A 16,550-nucleotide genomic window follows, 5' to 3' on the forward strand; every position below is an offset into this window, starting at 1 on the left:
CGCCGTGCTTGCAAAAAACCGCTGGCGCTCGGTAGCGTGTTGCTGATGGCTACCCAAGCTCGCGACGTTTCATGCACACCCCGGGAGGCGTCATAGTTGAGGCCCGACACATTCAGGGCGACTCAGAAAACTCTCTATTCTAACGTTTCTTGGCCAAGTCTGCGCAAAAGTCGGCCAGATTTTCGGCGAGATCCGGGCGCGCGGCCTGGCTGGCGTCCCAGTCGCGCGCGGCGTTGGCCCAGGCTTTCCATGCTGCGGGCGCAAGCGCTTCGGCGGCCGTTGCTTGTGTTTGGCCGGTTTCCGGCTGGTTCCAGGCGCGGATGAGCGCGTGGGCGGAATCCGGGGCCGGATAGCGGGCCAGCCAGGCATCCAGCTTTTCCAGATGGATGTTTTCGTCTTGGGGGTAGATCTGCCACACCAGCGGCCGGGCGGCCCAGGCGGCGCGGATGAAGGAATCTTCGCCGCGCACGAAGTTCAGGTCCGAACTCCACAGCAAGCGGTCGAAATCCGGTTGCGCCACGAACGGCAGGCGCGCCAGCAGCGGCGCGCCGGGCGCCGAACAGGCCGCTTCCAGCCCGGGGGCGATGCCCTCTGGCACCAGCAGAACGCTTGCGCGCGGGTCCGCCGCCAGGGCCTGCACCAGCGCATCGACCGGCGCGGAAGGGTAGCAAAACAGAGACACCGTGCGCGCGCCGTCTTGCCGGCGCAACAGCACGGCCTCGTCCACGCCTAGCGTGCGCAGGAAGGCATTTTGCTGGTCTATCGACGCTTGCAGCGCGTCGCGCTCGGCGGTGAGGCCGGGTTCACGCAGCAGGCCACCGGTGGCTGCCGTGAAACCCGGAAAGAAGAAGTGCTTGACCAGCCCGTCGGGCCGCTGCGAGGGCAGGCCGTGGCAGCTTTCCACCCAGGCTTCCGCGCTCAGATATTCCAGGTTGATCCAGGCAGGATGCGTTTGGCGCATGCTGTCCAGAAACGCGGGCGGCGGGTCGCAGGCAAAGGCTTCGATGACGACATCGCGGGCGGTCAGGGCCGGGTCAGGCGTGTCGGACCAATGGACGATGTCGACCCCGCCCAACTGCTGGCGGGGGGCTGACACGGTGATGCCCGGCTGGATGCGTGCAAAGCTGGCCAGGTCGTCGACCCACAGGCGGATATCCCAGCCACGGCCTTGCGCAAGCCGGCGGGCCAGCCGCCAGCACACGCCGATGTCGCCGTAGTTGTCGACGACCCGGCAGAAGATGTCCGCTTGCATGGCCGCTTAGTGGAACTTGGCGGGCGCGGCCTCGGCGTCCTCGGGCAGTTCGGCGTGCACCAGCTCGCCCAGGGGATTGGGGAAGTAGGGCGCGCCGCAATCTTCGCAGTACTCGGCCGGCAGCACGCCGGGAATGCGGCGCACTTCGGTGACCCCGTATTCCTTCAGCAACGCGGCGATTTCGTCGACCACATCGGGCTGGCCTTCTTCGGACGGCAGCTCTTCTTCGCGGCCGTACAGCGGCCACACGCAGCCGTAGTAGACGTCGTTGCTGCTGCGTGCCGTGAAGCTGATGCGGTATTCGTCGATGCGGCTTTCACCGCAGCCGGCCACGACCGCGCGCAATTGCGAGGCTTCGAGGCTGACCGCGCCTTCCAGCCAGCTGATGGCGGCGCGCAGCGACAGCGGGCGCACGCGGCGGTCGGCTTCGCGGTTGCTGACGTAATAGGCGTCGGGCAACAGCGCTTCGAAACCGCAGCCCGGCAGCAGCGCGGCCAGCGTGGGCTGCGCCTGCTCGGCCCATTGTGCCTGGCAGGCGTCGCGGGTGGCGTCGGCGTCGCCCATGCTTTCCTGCCAGCGGAAGATCGGCGCGTTTTCGGGCACTGCCACCGCGCCGATGATGTAGCGCGTGTCGGCCAGCATGTTGGCGGTTTCGATTTCGGTGTTCAGCGTCGGCTTCGTCGTTTCGGCGCCCAGCGCCTGCGAACCCAGGCGTTGCAACCACTGCCACGTTTCGCCGAAGGTGCGCGGCATCTGGTCCACGCTGACCAGCATGGGCATCAGCGCGGTGCGGGCCTGGCTGGACAACACATGGCCATGCAACTGGGCCAGCAGCGCCTGTTGGGCGGTGGCGGAAACGGGGCCGGTGGGAATGGCGTACCGGGTCCAGGCGACGATGGGCGCGACGATCAGCAATACGTCGTACTGGACGCCGTTTTTCTCGATCTTCATCGATTCAGACAGGGTTTCGGCCTGCTCGATCAAGACCTCGTAAGCGCCTATGTCGCTTTGCGCGAGGTGGTCCAGGGCCGCTTCCAGCGGGGCATCCTGCCCGGCCTTCAGCAGCTTGGGGATCGCCTCGCCAAGCTGGTTCTCCCAGAACACGTCTTCGACGCGGCTGCCCGAGCGGTTCAGCGCTTGGGCAAGCGCAACCAGGCGGGTAGCGTCACGGGTCATGCGGGGAGCGGATTGGCTGCGGGATCGGGCCATAACTTCGAGGGACGTCCAGTAAGTGTGTAACGACGTAGTTTAACGCCCGCCGCGCGCACCGGCATGACGGCGCGGCATTGCCTGGTAATAGGGCAATGCGGCGAGCGAGGCGGACGCTTCGGCACATTAGTGCTGGAATGACAACAGATTATCCCCACTGCGGGGGTTTATTGCTGATTGGAAACAGCCGAAAATGCTTCCATCAACTTATTCTCTGGAGGCTTCGGCATGCGTTGGCCTACGCTTTTTGTTTCCCACGGCTCGCCCATGCTGGCCGTTGAACCGGGCCTGACCGGCCCCGTGCTGGCGGATTGGAGCGCTGCGCAAGGCCGCAAGCCGCGCGGCATTCTGGTGGTGTCGCCGCACTGGATGGGCGAGGGCCTGGCCCTGTCCACCCGTGAGCAACAGGTGGCCTGGCATGACTTTGGCGGCTTCCCGCCGGAACTCTACACGCTGCAATATGCCGCGCCGGGTTCTCCCGAGCTGGCCGCGCGCGTGCAGGCGCTGCTGGCCGAATCGGGCATTGCCGCCGACCGCGACCCGCGCCGTCCGCTGGACCACGGCGCCTGGGTGCCGTTGCGCTACCTGTATCCCGACGTGGACGTGCCTGTGGTGCAGTTGTCGCTGGACATGGGCCGGGATGCCGCGGGCCAGCTGGCGCTGGGGCGGGCGTTGGCGCCGCTGCGTGATGAAGACATCCTGATCATCGGGTCCGGTTCGCTGACGCACAATCTGCGCCATGTCCGCATGCCGCAGAATGCGCCGGCGGTGCCGTACGTGCCGGCGTTTCAGGAGTGGTATGCGCGCAATCTGGCCGAGCACAATGTGCCGGCGCTGCTGGACTGGCAGGCGCAGGCGCCGGGCGCGTTGCAGGCCCATCCGCACGACGATCACCTGATGCCGTTGTATGTGGCGCTGGGCGCGGCGGGCGCATCGGCCAAGCGTCTGAACGACGAGATTTCGTACGGCGCGCTGGCGATGGACGCGTATCAGTTCGACGACTAAGGCGCATCCCTTAGGCGACTGGCGCGTAGTCGTTCGGCGGCAGACGCCGACCGTTTTTCGCCAGTAAAAAAGCCCTGGAACCTGGCGGCTCCGGGGCTTTTTGCATCGCGCTCGGCGCGGTGCGGCGCAGTAACGTGCTTAGGCCGCGAGCAACTGGCGCAGCACGAAGGGCAGGATGCCGCCGTGCTGGTAGTAGTCAACCTCGATCGGCGTGTCGATGCGCAGCAGCACGGTTACGTCCTGCTTCGAACCATCCTTGCGGGTGATCGTCAGCGTCACGTCCTGCATCGGCTTGATGCCGTTTTCCAGGCCCGAGATGTCGTACGTTTCTTCGCCCGTGATGCCCAGCGACTGCACGCTGTCCGTACCCTTGAACTGCAGCGGCAACACGCCCATGCCGACGAGGTTGCTGCGGTGGATGCGTTCGAAGCTGCGGGTGATCACGGCCTTCACGCCCAGCAGTTGCGTGCCCTTGGCCGCCCAGTCACGCGACGAGCCCGTGCCGTATTCTTCGCCGCCGAACACCACGGTGGGCGTGCCGTCGGCCACGTACTTCATGGCGGCGTCATAGATCGACATCTGTTCGCCGGTAGGCTGGAACAGGGTCTCGCCGCCTTCGAAGCGGCTGCCATCCGGCAACGACGGGATCATCAGGTTCTTGATGCGCACGTTGGCAAACGTGCCGCGCATCATGATTTCGTGGTTGCCGCGGCGCGAGCCGTAGCTGTTGAAATCGGCCTTCATGACGCCGTTTTCCTTCAGCCACTTGCCTGCGGGCGAGGTTTCCTTGATGGAACCGGCGGGCGAGATGTGGTCGGTGGTGACGGAATCACCAAACACGCCCAGCGCACGCGCGTTCTTGACGGTGGGCATCGCGGCCGGCGTCATGTCGAAGCCTTCAAAGAAGGGCGGTTCGGCGATGTAGGTGGAGTCGGGCCAGTTGTAGGTGTCGCCGCTGACGCCCTTGATGTTTTCCCAGAGCTTGCCCGGGTTGCTCTTGACCTGGCCGTAGTTGGCCTCGAACACCTTCGGGTCCAGCGCATGCTTCATCAGCGCTTCGACTTCTTCGGACGTGGGCCAGATGTCGCCCAGCCAGACGTCGCCGTTCTTGCCCTTTCCAACCGGCTCGGTCATCAGGTCGCGCGTGACGGTGCCGGCCAGCGCGTACGCCACCACCAGCGGGGGCGAGGCCAGGAAGTTGGCCTTGATGTTCGGGTGGATGCGCGCTTCGAAGTTGCGGTTGCCAGACAGCACGGCCGAGCAGACGAGATCGTTGCCGGTGATGGCTTCGTTCAGGTCCGGCGTGAGGTCGCCCGCGTTGCCGATGCAGGTGGTGCAGCCGTAGGCGGCCACGTCAAAGCCCAGCTTTTCCAGGTAGGGCAGCAGGCCCGTCTTGGTCAGGTAGTCGGTCACGACGCGCGATCCGGGCGCAAGCGAGGTCTTGATGTGCTTGGGCACCTTCAGGCCGGCTTCCACTGCCTTCTTGGCCAACAGGCCTGCGGCCAGCAGCACGTTCGGGTTCGACGTGTTGGTGCAAGACGTGATGGCGGCAATCAGGATGTCGCCGTTCTTGATCTTGGTGCCGGTGCTGGTGGTGAAGGTTTCGGCCAGCTTTTCGGCGGGCTGGTTGAAGCCGTTTTCAGCGACCGGCTTGGAGAACAAGTCGATGAACGTGTTCTTGACGTTGCCGATTTCGATGCGGTCTTGCGGGCGCTTCGGGCCGGCCAGCGACGGGGCGACGGTGGACAGGTCCAGCGTCAGCAGCTTGGTGAAGTTGATGTCTTGGGCGGCCGGAATGCCGAACATCTTCTGCGCCTTGAAATAGGCTTCAAAGGCGGCAATTTCAGCTTCCGTGCGGCCGGTGCCGCGGAAGTAGTCGATGGTGCGTTCGTCAACGGGGAAAAAGCCCATGGTGGCGCCGTACTCCGGCGCCATGTTGCCGATGGTGGCGCGTTCGGCCACGGTCAGGCTGGCGGTGCCTTCGCCGCAGAATTCAACGAACTTGCCCACCACTTTTTCACGGCGCAGCATTTCGGTGATGGTCAGCACCAGGTCGGTGGCGGTGACGCCGCCGCGCAACTGGCCCTTGAGCTCAACGCCCACCACGTCGGGCGTCAGGAAGTACACGGGCTGGCCCAGCATGCCGGCTTCGGCTTCGATGCCGCCCACGCCCCAGCCCACCACGCCGATGCCGTTGATCATCGTGGTGTGGCTATCGGTGCCCACCAGCGAATCGGGGTAATAGACGTTGTTCTTTTTGTCCTGGTGCACGCCGCGCGCCAGGTATTCCAGGTTGACCTGGTGGACGATGCCAAAGCCCGGAGGCACGACGCCGAACGTGTCGAACGCCTGCATGCCCCACTTCATGAACTGGTAGCGCTCTTGGTTGCGCTTGAATTCCAGCTTCATGTTCAGGTCCAGCGCGTTCTTGGTGCCGAAGTAGTCGATCATGACCGAGTGGTCGACGACCAGGTCAACCGGCACCAGCGGCTCAATGCTCTTGGGGCTCTTGCCCATTTTGTCGGCGACCGAGCGCATGGCGGCGATGTCAGCCAGCAGCGGCACGCCGGTGAAATCCTGCAACACCACGCGCGCCACGACGAAGGGGATTTCGTCTTCGCGGCGGGCGTTGGCTTGCCAGTTGGCCAGCTGCTTCACGTGCTCTTCAGTGACCTTCTTGCCATCACAGTTGCGCAGCACGGATTCCAGCACGATGCGGATAGAAACCGGGAGCCGCTGCACATCAATGCCGAGGGACTTGCCCAGCGCCGGCAGCGAATAGTACTGACAGGATTTATTGCCGATCTTGAAGTTCTTGAGGGTGTCTAGAGTGTTGTGCGGCATGATGGACTCCGTTGTTTTGCCCGACTGTATGTGCCCAGGCGCAGGCGGCATTTTCTGGCGATTTTGCGCGGTTGTCATTGTAGGGGAGACAAGCCCTTGCGCGGCTGCATGTCTTATATCTTATATAAGACTTGGGGCGCACGTCAAAGTTCCGTCCGAGTTCCGGCAAGGCACCGGGATGGCACTCCCCGCACTGCAAAACCCCTACTTTGGCGGACATGAGCCAAGCCTGCAAGACCCCGCGTTTTTAACAGGGAAGTTCTACCGTGGCGTGGCGGCGGTCAGGAAAATTTCAGATCAGGCCAGGAAGCCGCGCAACAGCGGTTCCAGCTCGGATTTCAAAAAGTCGACCAGCGCGCGTTGAGCGGTCGACGGGTAGGGCGTGGGGGACGTCAGGATGAACAACTTGTCGCCCGGTCCTTGCGCCTTGTAGGCCGGCAGCACTTCAATGAGCCGGCCGGCTTCCAGATCGGGCTGCACGATGTAGGCGGGCAGCAGCGCGATGCCGGCGCCGTCGCGCGCGGCCTGGGCCAGAAAGGGGAAGTATTCGGATTGCAGCCGGGGCGCCAGCTTGGCTTCGTAAACCTGGCCTTTGCGGGTCAGGCGCAGCGTCGTTTGTGGCTTGGGGCCAGGCGGGCAAAGAAAATCCACCCGGCCCAGGTCGCGCGGGTGGGCGGGTTTGCCCGCGCGCTGCAAGTAGCCGGGCGCGGCGCACAGATGCCATTTCACTTCGCCCAGCTCGCGGGCCACGTAGTCCTGCGGCGGCGTCGAAATCACCCGCAGCGCCACGTCGATTTCTGACGAAATCAGGTCGCTGACACGGTTGGAGAACAGCACCCGCAGGCTCAGGCTGGGGTGTTCCAGCGCAAATCGCACCAGCAGCGGGCGCAGCGCGTCCAGCTCGCCCAGGCCGGTGGGCAAGGACAGCCGCACATGGCCCGTGGGTTCCGCGCCCAGCTTCTGCAGCGCATGTCGCGCCGATTCCACCTCGCGCGACATGCGCGCGCCGTGCTCATACAGCACCGTGCCTTGCTGCGTTAGTTCCAGGCGGCGGGTGGTGCGCCGGATCAGTTGGGCGCCGAACGCGCGCTCCAGCTTTTGCAGATTCCGGCTGACGTGCGACCGCGTCACGCCCTGGCGCAAGGCCGCCTCACTGAGCGTGCCGGCTTCGACGATGGTGACGAACAGCTGGATCAGGTTCAGGTCTAGCGCGGGCAAGGCGGACATGGGCGTCATCGATTGTTGCCTGTGAGGAAACATAGTTTACGCAAGCCGAAGGATTGTCGCGGAATATTGGCGTTGATACTCTCGGTCCAAAGCAAATCCATATCGACATAAAGGAGACAACCCCATGGTCCAAAGCATGTTCCGCGCGGATCTGTTCCGCGGTCAGCGCGTCCTGGTCACAGGCGGGGGCACCGGGCTGGGCTACGCCATGGCCGAACAACTGGCCGCGCTGGGCGCCACCGTGCACCTGTGCGGCCGCCGGCTGTCGGTCGTTGAAGCTGCCGCGGCCACGCTGCGCGCCCGCTACGGCGGCCAGGCCCATGCGCATGCCGTCGACATCCGCGATGCCGACGCCGTGGACGCCATGGTGGACGGCATCTGGCGCGAGCATGGCGGCTTGGACGGCCTGATCAACAATGCCGCGGGCAACTTCATCAGCCCGACTGAGAAGCTGTCGGCGCGCGGCTTCAACGCCATCGCCGACACGGTGTTTCGCGGCACCTTCTATATGACCCAGGCGGTCGGCAAGCGCTGGATCGAGACCGGCACGCACGGCGCGGTGGTGTCGATTGTGGTGACGTGGGTCTGGACGGGCTCGCCGTTCGTGGTGCCGTCGGCCATGTCCAAGGCGGGTATCGACGCGATGACGAAGTCGCTGGCGGTGGAATGGGGCCGCCACGGTATCCGCCTGAACGCGATCGCGCCCGGCGTGATTCCCACCGAAGGCGCAACCGCAAGGCTGCGCCCCAACGGCGATGGCCAGGACGCGCTGACCCAGCAAAATCCGATGCGCCGTCTGGGCACCGGGCACGACATCGGCGAATTGGCCGCGTTCCTGCTGGGGCCGGGCAACGATTGGATCAACGGCCAGACGATTGCGCTGGACGGCGGCGACTACCTGGCCAACGGCGCGTACTTCAAGCAGTACTTCGAATGGAGCGACGACGATTGGGCGGCCGCCCGCGCCGCGATCGAGGCGCGCACCGCACAAGACAAGGCGCAGCGCGCCGGGAAGCCGGCATGAGCGGGCGCATCATTGCGGGCGGCATTGAGCTGACCCGTGACGCGCTGGTTGCGCGCGGCGAGCAAGTGGCGGCCGGGCTGGCGGCGATGGGCGTGCGCGAAGGCGATGTGATCGCGGTGCTGCTGCGCAACGGCATGCCGTATCTGGAAATCATCCAGGCCTGCAAGCGGCTGGGCTGCTACTACTGCCCGATCAACTGGCATTACACGGCCGAGGAAGTGGCGTTTCTGGTGACCGATAGCGGCGCCAAGCTGGTGATTGCCGAAGACGATTTGTGGCGGCAGGTCTGGACCGCGCTGCCCAAGGGGCTGCCCGCGCTGCGGGTGATGGGCGGCGGGAAGTCGGTGGCCGGCAACATTGATGTAGCCGCCGGCGTGTCCGACCCCAACGAGTCTGACCCCAACGAGTCTGACCCCAACGAGTCCGACCCCAACGATTCCGAAGCCAACGACTTCGAAGCCAACAACTACGAAACCTGGCGCAATGCGCAGTCGCGCTACGACGGGCCGCTCGTCGCGCCCCGCGGGCACATGGCGTACACCTCGGGCACCACAGGCCGGCCCAAGGGCGTGGTGCGTCAGCCGTTTCCGGTGGCGCGTCTGCCCGAGCACCTGGCGGCCGTCGAAGCCGTGGTGGAACAAGCCTACGGATTGCGCCCCGGATGCCGCGCCTTGCTGCCCGCGCCGGTCTATCACAGCGCGCCCAGCGTCTTCGCCCAGGTGGCGCTGCGCGTGTGCGACACGCTGGTGCTGACCGCGCGCTTTGATCCCATCGAGGTGTTGCGCCTGATCGAACAGCATCGCATCGACACCATCTATCTCGTGCCCATCATGTATGTGCGGCTGCTGAAGCTGGATGCGCGCACACGAGCGTCGTTCGACTTGTCGTCGTTGCGTTTCGTGGCGTCGACGGGGGCGCCGTGCGCACCTGAACTCAAGCAGGCCATGATCGACTGGCTAGGCCCCGTGGTGCATGAAACCTACGCGTCCAGCGAGGCAGGCATGGTGACGGTAATTGACTCCCACGAGGCGCTGGCCAAGCCCGGCAGCGCGGGGCGGCCCATCGGGCCGGCGCAGGTGCGCGTGTATGCCGAAGACGGGTCGCTTTGTGCGCCCGGCGAGGTCGGCCGCATCTACGTGCGCCAGCCGGCCTACGCCGACTTCACCTACCGCAATCACCCCGAGGCCCGCCAGGCCGTCGAGCGCGACGGCCTGATCGGCCTGGGTGACTTGGGCTATGTGGACGAAGACGGTTATCTGTTCGTGTGCGACCGCGAATCGGACCTGGTGATTTCCGGCGGCGTGAACATCTATCCCGCCGAAATCGAACACCACCTGACGCAGTACCCGGGCGTGGCTGATTGCGCCGTATTTGGCGTGCCGGATGCCGAGTTTGGGGAACGCTTGCTGGGTTTGATTCAACCCGCGCCGGACGCCACGGTGAATGTGCAGGACGCCCTGCAATGGCTGGCTGGCCGCGTCGCCCGCTACAAGATCCCGCGCGACCTGCAACTGCGCCCGGCCTTGCCGCGCGACGACAACGGCAAGATCGCCAAACGCCGCCTGCGCGCCGAGTTCTGGGAGGGGCAGGCGCGCAAGGTGTAGCGGCGAACGTCAGGCCAACACCCCAGCAATACCCCAGCAATACCCCAGCAATACCCCAGCAGTACCCACTACAAGAGTCGTTCAAGACTCGGGAGACAAGCATGTTGAAAATGAATCGTTGGTTGGGCCGCACTGCGGCCGCCGTGCTGGCTTGCGCGGCAATTGCACCCCAAGCGCTGGCGGCGTTCCCTGACCGCCCGGTGAAGCTGGTGGTGCCGTATACGCCGGGCGGCGCGGCGGATCAGTTGTCGCGCGTGCTGGCCGAGCGCCTGTCGCGCGAACTCGGCCAGCCCGTCGTGGTGGAGAACAAGCCGGGCGCCAACACGATGATTGCGGCCACGCAGGTGGCCCGCGCCCAGCCCGATGGCTACACCCTGTTTCTGGCCAGCAATGCCAGCATGGTGCTGAACCCCATGCTTTATCAGAAGATCGCCTACGACGCCGCGCGCGATTTCCGCGTGCTGTCGGTGGTGGCTGAACTGCCGCTGGTGGTCGTGGCGAACAACGCGGTGCCGGCCACCACGCTGGCGCAATTCGTCAGCTACGCCAAGACGCGTCCGGGCAAGCTGAACTATGCGTCGGTGGGCATTGGCAACCCCTTGCAGCTGGCGACGGAATTGCTCAAGTCGCGCACCGGCGTCGACATTGCGCACATCCCGTACAACGGCAGCGCGCCGGCCTTGAGCTCGCTGATGGCCAACGACACGCAACTGATGGTGGATGTGATCAGCACGTCGCTGCCGCTGGTGAAAGAGAACAAAATCAAGGCCTTGGCGGTAACGACGGCGGAACGCCTGCCCGTGCTGCCCGATGTGCCGACGGTGGCGGAAAGCGGCTTTCCGGGGTTCCGCGCAGCCACCTGGTTTGGCATCGCCGTGCCGCAAGCGACGCCGGCCGCCGAAGGGCGAGCCTTGCAGGAGGCGGTTGCGCGCGTCATGGCGCAACCGGATTTCCGCGAACGTTTCCAGACCTTGGGGCTGGTGATCCAGGCGCCGCGTGATCAGGCGGAAACCGACCGCTACGTGGCGGAAGACCGCGAGCGGTGGGGCGCCGTCATTCAGGCGAATCACATCAAGCTGGATTAGATGCGGGGTCGGGTCACGGTGATCAGGCAAACACGTCCGGCCCGAGCATCAAGCAAGCGCATCAGGCCCGCACATCAAGCAAGCGCACCCGGCCCGCAAATCAAGCAAGCGCACCCGGCCCGCACATCAAGCAAGCGCATCAAGCCAGCAACACGGGCAGCTCCGCCGCCGCCAGTTCCAGAAAGCGGCGCAGCGCAAGAGGCTCGCCGCGGCGGGCGGGCATGATGGCGTAGATGCGTGATGGCGCGGCCTGCCAGCCGGGCAGAATCGGAACCAGTTCGCCCTTGGCCATCATGGTTGCGCTGAGGTAGTGCGGCAGCAGCGCCACGCCCAGCCCGCTGCGCGCCATCGAACGCAGCGTGGCCATGTTGCTGCTCAGGCAGCGCGGCTGGAATTCCAAAGTCTCGATTTCCCCAGCCGGCCCGGTAAAGCGCCACGTGTGGCGGTTGTCTTGCGTGGCGTGCGCCAGCAAGGGCAGGGCGGCCAGGTCGCGGGGGTGGCGCGGCCGCGCCTGGGCCAGCGCTGGCGCGCCAAGCAGCGTCAGCGGCACCAGCGCCAGTTCACGGCCGATCAGCCGGGAGTCCGTCAGCGCCGAACTCATGGCGCGAAACGCCAGGTCATAGCCTTCACCGACCAGGTCGATGATTTCGTCACGCGTATCCAGCAGCACCCGTACCCCGGGGTTCGCCATGCAGAAGCGGGCCACCATGTCCCCCAACAAGGTCACAGCCAGCGGAGACGGCGCGGTGATGCGCAGCAGGCCGCTGGGGGTGTCGCCCATGGACGCCGCCAGGTCGAACGCCGTGCGGGCTTCTCGGGCCATGGTCTGGGCATGCACATAGATCTGTTCGCCCATCGGGGTCAGCGATACCCGGCGCGTATTGCGTTGAAGCAACCGGACACCCAGGCGCGCTTCCAGCTCGGCCACGCGCCGGCTGAGCTTCGAACGTTGCATATTCAACACACGCGCGGCGGCGGAGAAGCCGCCTTTTTCAACGACCTCGCTAAAGAGCAGCAGGTCGTCGACGTGATGAATGTGCGATTGCATGGGGGTTTCAGCTGGGCGCGAACGAAAAAGGAGCGAATTGTCCTGCAAGACAGGACAACTATTCCTGAAATTGGCCTCTACTGTCCGCCAGGTGGAACTCATAAGCTTGGCGTCAGCCAGCGTTACCACTTCCCCAGGCAGCACTTTTTTGACTATCCATCTCAGTAACGTCGTTGCCAGCCCGGTCCAGTCCGCGGGCGACGCCTGCACCGTCCGCCCGTTCCGCCACACCGATTTTTCCCGCAGCCCGTCGCCAGTGGTCAGCGTGGACCACTTCGTCATGACAGGGCCTGCCACGGCGCCTGAGCCGGCCCCCGGCCTGTGCGCCGCGACGCTGTTGCTGGAGGACTCCAAGGGCGTCATGCAAAGCCTGGGCAGCACCAAGGACGACCACGAGATCCGGGCGGGCGACCTGCATTGGACGCAGGCGGGCCAGGGGATTCTGCGGGTACACCGGCCCGAGGCGCAGGCGCGGCTGCACGGGCTGCGCATCGGGATCAAGCTGTCAGACCGCCAGCCCGCCCAAGCGCCAGGCATTGCGTTGCTGCGGGGCTGGGAGATGCCCGTCATCCAGACCGACGCGGGCCGTATCCGCGTGGCGGCGGGTAGCCATAGCGGCTGGCAATCGCCGCTGGCCACGCCAGACCCCCTGATGCTGCTGGACGCCTGGCTGCGCCCCGGAGCGACGCAACTGGTGCCGTTGGCGCCGGGGTGGAATGCCTGGATCTATGCCGTGCAGGGGGAGGTGGGCGTACGCGCCAGGCATCGCCTGACGGGCGCACCGGCCTTGCCGAAACGGCCGGGCGGTGACCCGGATTTCGCTGTGGTGCACGCTGGCTCGGCCCTGGCCGCGTCGGCGTCCGTTGACGACGAACATGGCGTGCTGGTCTTGATGGCGGGCAGGGCGCCGGTGCATTTCGTGCTGATTGCGGGCGGCGCCATCGAAGCCGCTTCGGGCCAGCCCCATGCGGCCGCCAAGCCAGCCCGACGCGGTCTGACCCAGTCGGAAACCGCTTTCGAGGCGGGTGATTTTGGCCGGTTGCAGCCCGATTTAGCCGCCTGATCCTGACCTTGACCTTAACGAACCCAACTTGTTGCGGCCGGGCAACGGGCGGGTTTTCCTGCGTTGGAAATGGTATGAGAATGATTCTCGGTTTGATAACATTTTCGTCGTCAGACCTCAATACCCCATGGTGAACGGGCTCGGCAGGGCCGTTGTACAGCCTTGCGGTAGTGCAAGGAGATAAGCCGTTTTCCGCGCGTGACCCCATCGGGATTTGGTGTTTCTTCGCGCGGTGACGCGCATTCTCTAGCCCATCGATCCCGATATGAAAATCAGAACTCTAGCTTGCGTGGCGGCCACGCTTCCGTGCCTGGGCGCAGCCTATGGCCAGACGGCTCCGGCTGCCCAATCTGGCGACGCTACCGTATCCATGGAAGCCATCAAGGTCGAAGCCAGCGCGGACGCGTCGGCAGGCGGCCTGTCGGCCCCGTTCGCGGGCGGCCAAGTCGCCACCGGTGGCCGGGTCGGCATTCTGGGTACGCAAGACAACTTGAGCACGCCGTTCAGCATCACCAGCTACACGAACGAGCTGATCCAGGACAAGCAGGCACGCAGCGTTGGCGACGTGCTGCAAAACGACTCCGGCGTGCGCGTGGCGCGCGGCTTCGGTAACTTCCAGGAGTCGTACTTCATTCGCGGCTTCATCCTGAGCTCGGACGATGTGGCCTACAACGGCCTGTACAGCCTGCTGCCGCGCCAGTACATCGCCACTGAACTGTTCGAACGCGTGGAAGTGCTGCGCGGCGCAACGGCATTCCTGACCGGCGCCACCCCTGGCGGCGGCGGTATCGGCGGCGTGATCAACCTGGTGCCCAAGCGCGCCCCGAACGATCCGCTGACGCGCGTCACGACCGGTATTTCCAGCGGCGGCCAGTTTCAGTTGTCCACCGACATCGCCCGCCGCTTTGGCCCGGACGACAGCACTGGCATCCGCCTGAACGCCGCGCAACGCAGCGGTGATACGGCGATTGATGATGAACATTCCCGCACCAGCCTGGTGTCGCTGGGCATTGATTGGCGCTCGGCGGATACGCGCTTGTCGGGGGATATCGGCTGGCAGGAAAACAAGCTCAAGCGCGCGCGTCCGAACGTGACGCTGGGCGCGGGCGTCACCACCGTGCCCGACGCACCGGACGCCAGCTCCAACTACGCGCAACCGTGGTCGTACTCCAACGAACGCGATGTGTTCGGCACCTTGCGCGCGGAACATGACTTCAGCGACAAGCTGACCGGCTGGGCAGCCTACGGATTCCGCCGCAGCGATGAAGCGAACTCGCTGGGCAACGTCACGTTGACGAACGGCAGCACGGGCGCGGGCAATTTCTATCGCTTCGACAACACCCGTGAAGACAGCGTCAACACGGGCGAATTCGGCCTGCGCGCCAAGGTGCGCACCGGCCCGGTCGGCCACGAAATCGTTGCGTCGGCGTCCTTCTTCGATCTGAAGAAGAAGAACGCCTACATCATGGATTTCGGCAATACGTTTCCGACCAACATCTATGACCCGATCTCCTACGACAAGCCCGCCTTCAGCGCGGGAGCGTTGCGTGGCAACGATATTGATAACCCTGCCTTGCAAGGCCGTACGCGCATGAGCAGCTACGCCCTGGGCGACACCCTGTCGTTCCTGGACGACAAGGTGCTGCTGACCCTGGGCATCCGCCATCAACGCTTGTCGCAGCGTGATTACGCCTACAACACGGGCAAGGAAAGCGGCGCCTATGACGCCAGCCGCAACTCGCCGGCCGCCGGTATCGTCTTCAAGGTGGCGCCCAGCGTGTCGCTGTATGCCAACTACATCGAAGCCCTGGTCGCGGGGCCGACCGCGCCTGCCAACGCGAACGGCAAGCCGGTGCCTAACGTCGGCCAAAGCCTGCAACCGTACGTGTCCAAGCAAAAGGAAATCGGCGTGAAGTACGAAGGTGACGGGCTTGGCGCGGGCTTGGCCTTGTTCTCCACCGACAAGCCGCGCGCGATGTACAACGCCAGCAACGAGCTGACCACCTCCGGCAAAGACCGTCACCAAGGCGCGGAACTGACCGTCTACGGCGAGCCCATCAAGAGCGTGCGCGTGCTGGGCGGCTTGACGTGGCTGGATGCCGAGCAGCGTTCCACCGGCAACGCCTCGCTGGACGGCAACCGCGTGATCGGTGTGCCGCGCTTTCAGGCCAACATGGGCGTGGAATGGGACATCCCCGGCGTGCAAGGCCTGGCCGTGGACGGCCGCGTCGTCTACACCGGTTCGTCTTACGCGAACGACGCCAACACCCTCAAGGTGCCCGGCTGGACCCGCTTTGACGCCGGCCTGCGCTACATGACGGACATCGACGGCCACGTCGTGACGCTGCGCGCCCGCGTGGAAAACATCGCCAACCGCAACTACTGGTCGTCGGTCGGCGGATACCCCGGCAACGGCTACCTGGTACTGGGCGGCCCGCGCACGTTCCTGCTGTCAGCCAGCATGGATTTCTGATCGCAGCCGGCTTTGACCGGTATGCAACAAAAAATCCCGGCCTGGTGCCGGGATTTTTATTTGAAGGAAAGCAAGCGGGTGCTCAGGCGGCTTCTTGAATCGTCATCTGCACATGCAGGCCCGCGGCGGTTGCCATATTGACCAGGGCGTCCAGGCCAAACAGGTTGATCTTGCCGCGCATCAGGTCTGACACGCGCGGTTGCGTAACGCCGAGCAGCTGCGCCGCTTGCTGTTGGCTCATCTCCGATCGGGCAATGTGATGCTTCAGCGCCACCATGAGTTCTGAGCGCAGTTTCATGTTTTCAGCTTCGGCGGGGGTGTCTTCAATGGCATCCCACACACTGGCGAATTGTTGCTTGCTCATAGGCCTAGCTCCTTCAACAGATCGCGGTATCGTCTGGCCGCCAGATCCAGGTCGGTCTTTCCTGTCTTTGCCGCCTTCTTTTAAAAGCAATGCAAGACATAGACAGCTTTGGCAAATTTTGCGACGTATATCACGCGGAACGCGCCCGACTCTTCCCGAAGCCGAATTTCACGGACCCCTGGTCCGATCGTTGTCATAGGCTTCCAGTCGTCCGGCTCCAAGCCGCGCTGTACCTGATCTATCTGATGCCCCGCGTCGCGTCGTGCATGCAGTGGAAAGGCCCGCAGTTCGTCAAGTGCCGTACCTAAAAAGGTGACGAGTTTGAGGACGCTCATGCGGCGATTATACAAAT

The 16,550-nt window shown here is 64.8% G+C and carries 12 protein-coding genes and 1 pseudogene; 6 read left to right on the forward strand and 7 right to left on the reverse strand.

Annotated features, from left to right (window positions below; translation table 11 throughout):
* Window positions 1–139: 139 nt before the first annotated feature.
* Both earP and AC1DB0_RS15675 read right to left on the reverse strand, forming a co-directional pair.
* A complete protein-coding gene (gene earP / locus AC1DB0_RS15670; protein ID WP_476757253.1) occupies window positions 140–1,252 on the reverse strand; it encodes an elongation factor P maturation arginine rhamnosyltransferase EarP in 1,113 nt (370 codons plus the stop codon).
* A 6-nt stretch (window positions 1,253–1,258) separates the two neighbouring features.
* Window positions 1,259–2,461, reverse strand: coding sequence for a DUF2863 family protein (locus tag AC1DB0_RS15675; protein WP_054426486.1), 1,203 nt, complete (start codon window positions 2,459–2,461; stop codon window positions 1,259–1,261).
* 228 nt (window positions 2,462–2,689) lie between these two features.
* On the opposite strand from AC1DB0_RS15675, the gene AC1DB0_RS15680 reads away from it, so the two are divergent.
* Window positions 2,690–3,466: a DODA-type extradiol aromatic ring-opening family dioxygenase gene (locus tag AC1DB0_RS15680; protein ID WP_082387192.1), complete on the forward strand. Its 777-nt coding sequence runs from the start codon at window positions 2,690–2,692 to the stop codon at window positions 3,464–3,466.
* Window positions 3,467–3,604: 138 nt separating this feature from the next.
* Here the strand turns inward: AC1DB0_RS15680 and acnA are convergent, their stop codons facing one another.
* Window positions 3,605–6,310 (reverse strand): aconitate hydratase AcnA, encoded by a 2,706-nt coding sequence (acnA, locus tag AC1DB0_RS15685; protein WP_054426483.1) that lies wholly within the window; start codon window positions 6,308–6,310, stop codon window positions 3,605–3,607.
* Window positions 6,311–6,607: 297 nt separating this feature from the next.
* Window positions 6,608–7,537: a LysR family transcriptional regulator gene (locus AC1DB0_RS15690; RefSeq protein WP_476757307.1), complete on the reverse strand. Its 930-nt coding sequence runs from the start codon at window positions 7,535–7,537 to the stop codon at window positions 6,608–6,610.
* A gap of 136 nt (window positions 7,538–7,673) precedes the next feature.
* Between AC1DB0_RS15690 and AC1DB0_RS15695 the strand changes: the two genes are divergently transcribed.
* From AC1DB0_RS15695 to AC1DB0_RS15705, 3 genes are all read left to right on the forward strand, one after another.
* On the forward strand, window positions 7,674–8,561 hold the full coding sequence (locus AC1DB0_RS15695; protein ID WP_054426738.1) for an SDR family oxidoreductase: 888 nt from the start codon (window positions 7,674–7,676) through the stop codon (window positions 8,559–8,561).
* Window positions 8,558–10,165, forward strand: a complete 1,608-nt coding sequence (locus AC1DB0_RS15700; protein ID WP_476757254.1) for an AMP-binding protein — start codon at window positions 8,558–8,560, stop codon at window positions 10,163–10,165. The genes AC1DB0_RS15695 and AC1DB0_RS15700 overlap by 4 nt, the downstream gene beginning before the upstream one ends.
* Before the next feature lie 101 nt (window positions 10,166–10,266).
* A complete protein-coding gene (locus AC1DB0_RS15705; RefSeq protein ID WP_054426480.1) occupies window positions 10,267–11,250 on the forward strand; it encodes a Bug family tripartite tricarboxylate transporter substrate binding protein in 984 nt (327 codons plus the stop codon).
* Window positions 11,251–11,389: 139 nt separating this feature from the next.
* On the opposite strand, the gene AC1DB0_RS15710 is transcribed toward AC1DB0_RS15705, so the two are convergent.
* Window positions 11,390–12,298: a LysR substrate-binding domain-containing protein gene (locus tag AC1DB0_RS15710; protein WP_054426479.1), complete on the reverse strand. Its 909-nt coding sequence runs from the start codon at window positions 12,296–12,298 to the stop codon at window positions 11,390–11,392.
* A 148-nt stretch (window positions 12,299–12,446) separates the two neighbouring features.
* On the opposite strand from AC1DB0_RS15710, the gene AC1DB0_RS15715 reads away from it, so the two are divergent.
* Window positions 12,447–13,361: a pirin family protein gene (locus AC1DB0_RS15715; protein WP_342066738.1), complete on the forward strand. Its 915-nt coding sequence runs from the start codon at window positions 12,447–12,449 to the stop codon at window positions 13,359–13,361.
* Window positions 13,362–13,626: 265 nt separating this feature from the next.
* A complete protein-coding gene (locus tag AC1DB0_RS15720; protein WP_054426477.1) occupies window positions 13,627–15,834 on the forward strand; it encodes a TonB-dependent receptor in 2,208 nt (735 codons plus the stop codon).
* Between the two features lie 82 nt (window positions 15,835–15,916).
* On the opposite strand, the gene AC1DB0_RS15725 is transcribed toward AC1DB0_RS15720, so the two are convergent.
* Window positions 15,917–16,198 carry a helix-turn-helix domain-containing protein gene (locus AC1DB0_RS15725; RefSeq protein WP_175171351.1) on the reverse strand — a complete coding sequence of 94 codons (282 nt, stop codon included), beginning with the start codon at window positions 16,196–16,198 and terminating at the stop codon, window positions 15,917–15,919.
* Window positions 16,195–16,533, reverse strand: a pseudogene (locus AC1DB0_RS15730) (type II toxin-antitoxin system RelE/ParE family toxin). Before AC1DB0_RS15730 ends, AC1DB0_RS15725 begins: the two are co-directional and overlap by 4 nt.
* Between the last annotated feature and the right edge of the window lie 17 nt (window positions 16,534–16,550).

The organism is Achromobacter sp. 10T422 (assembly GCF_056394065.1).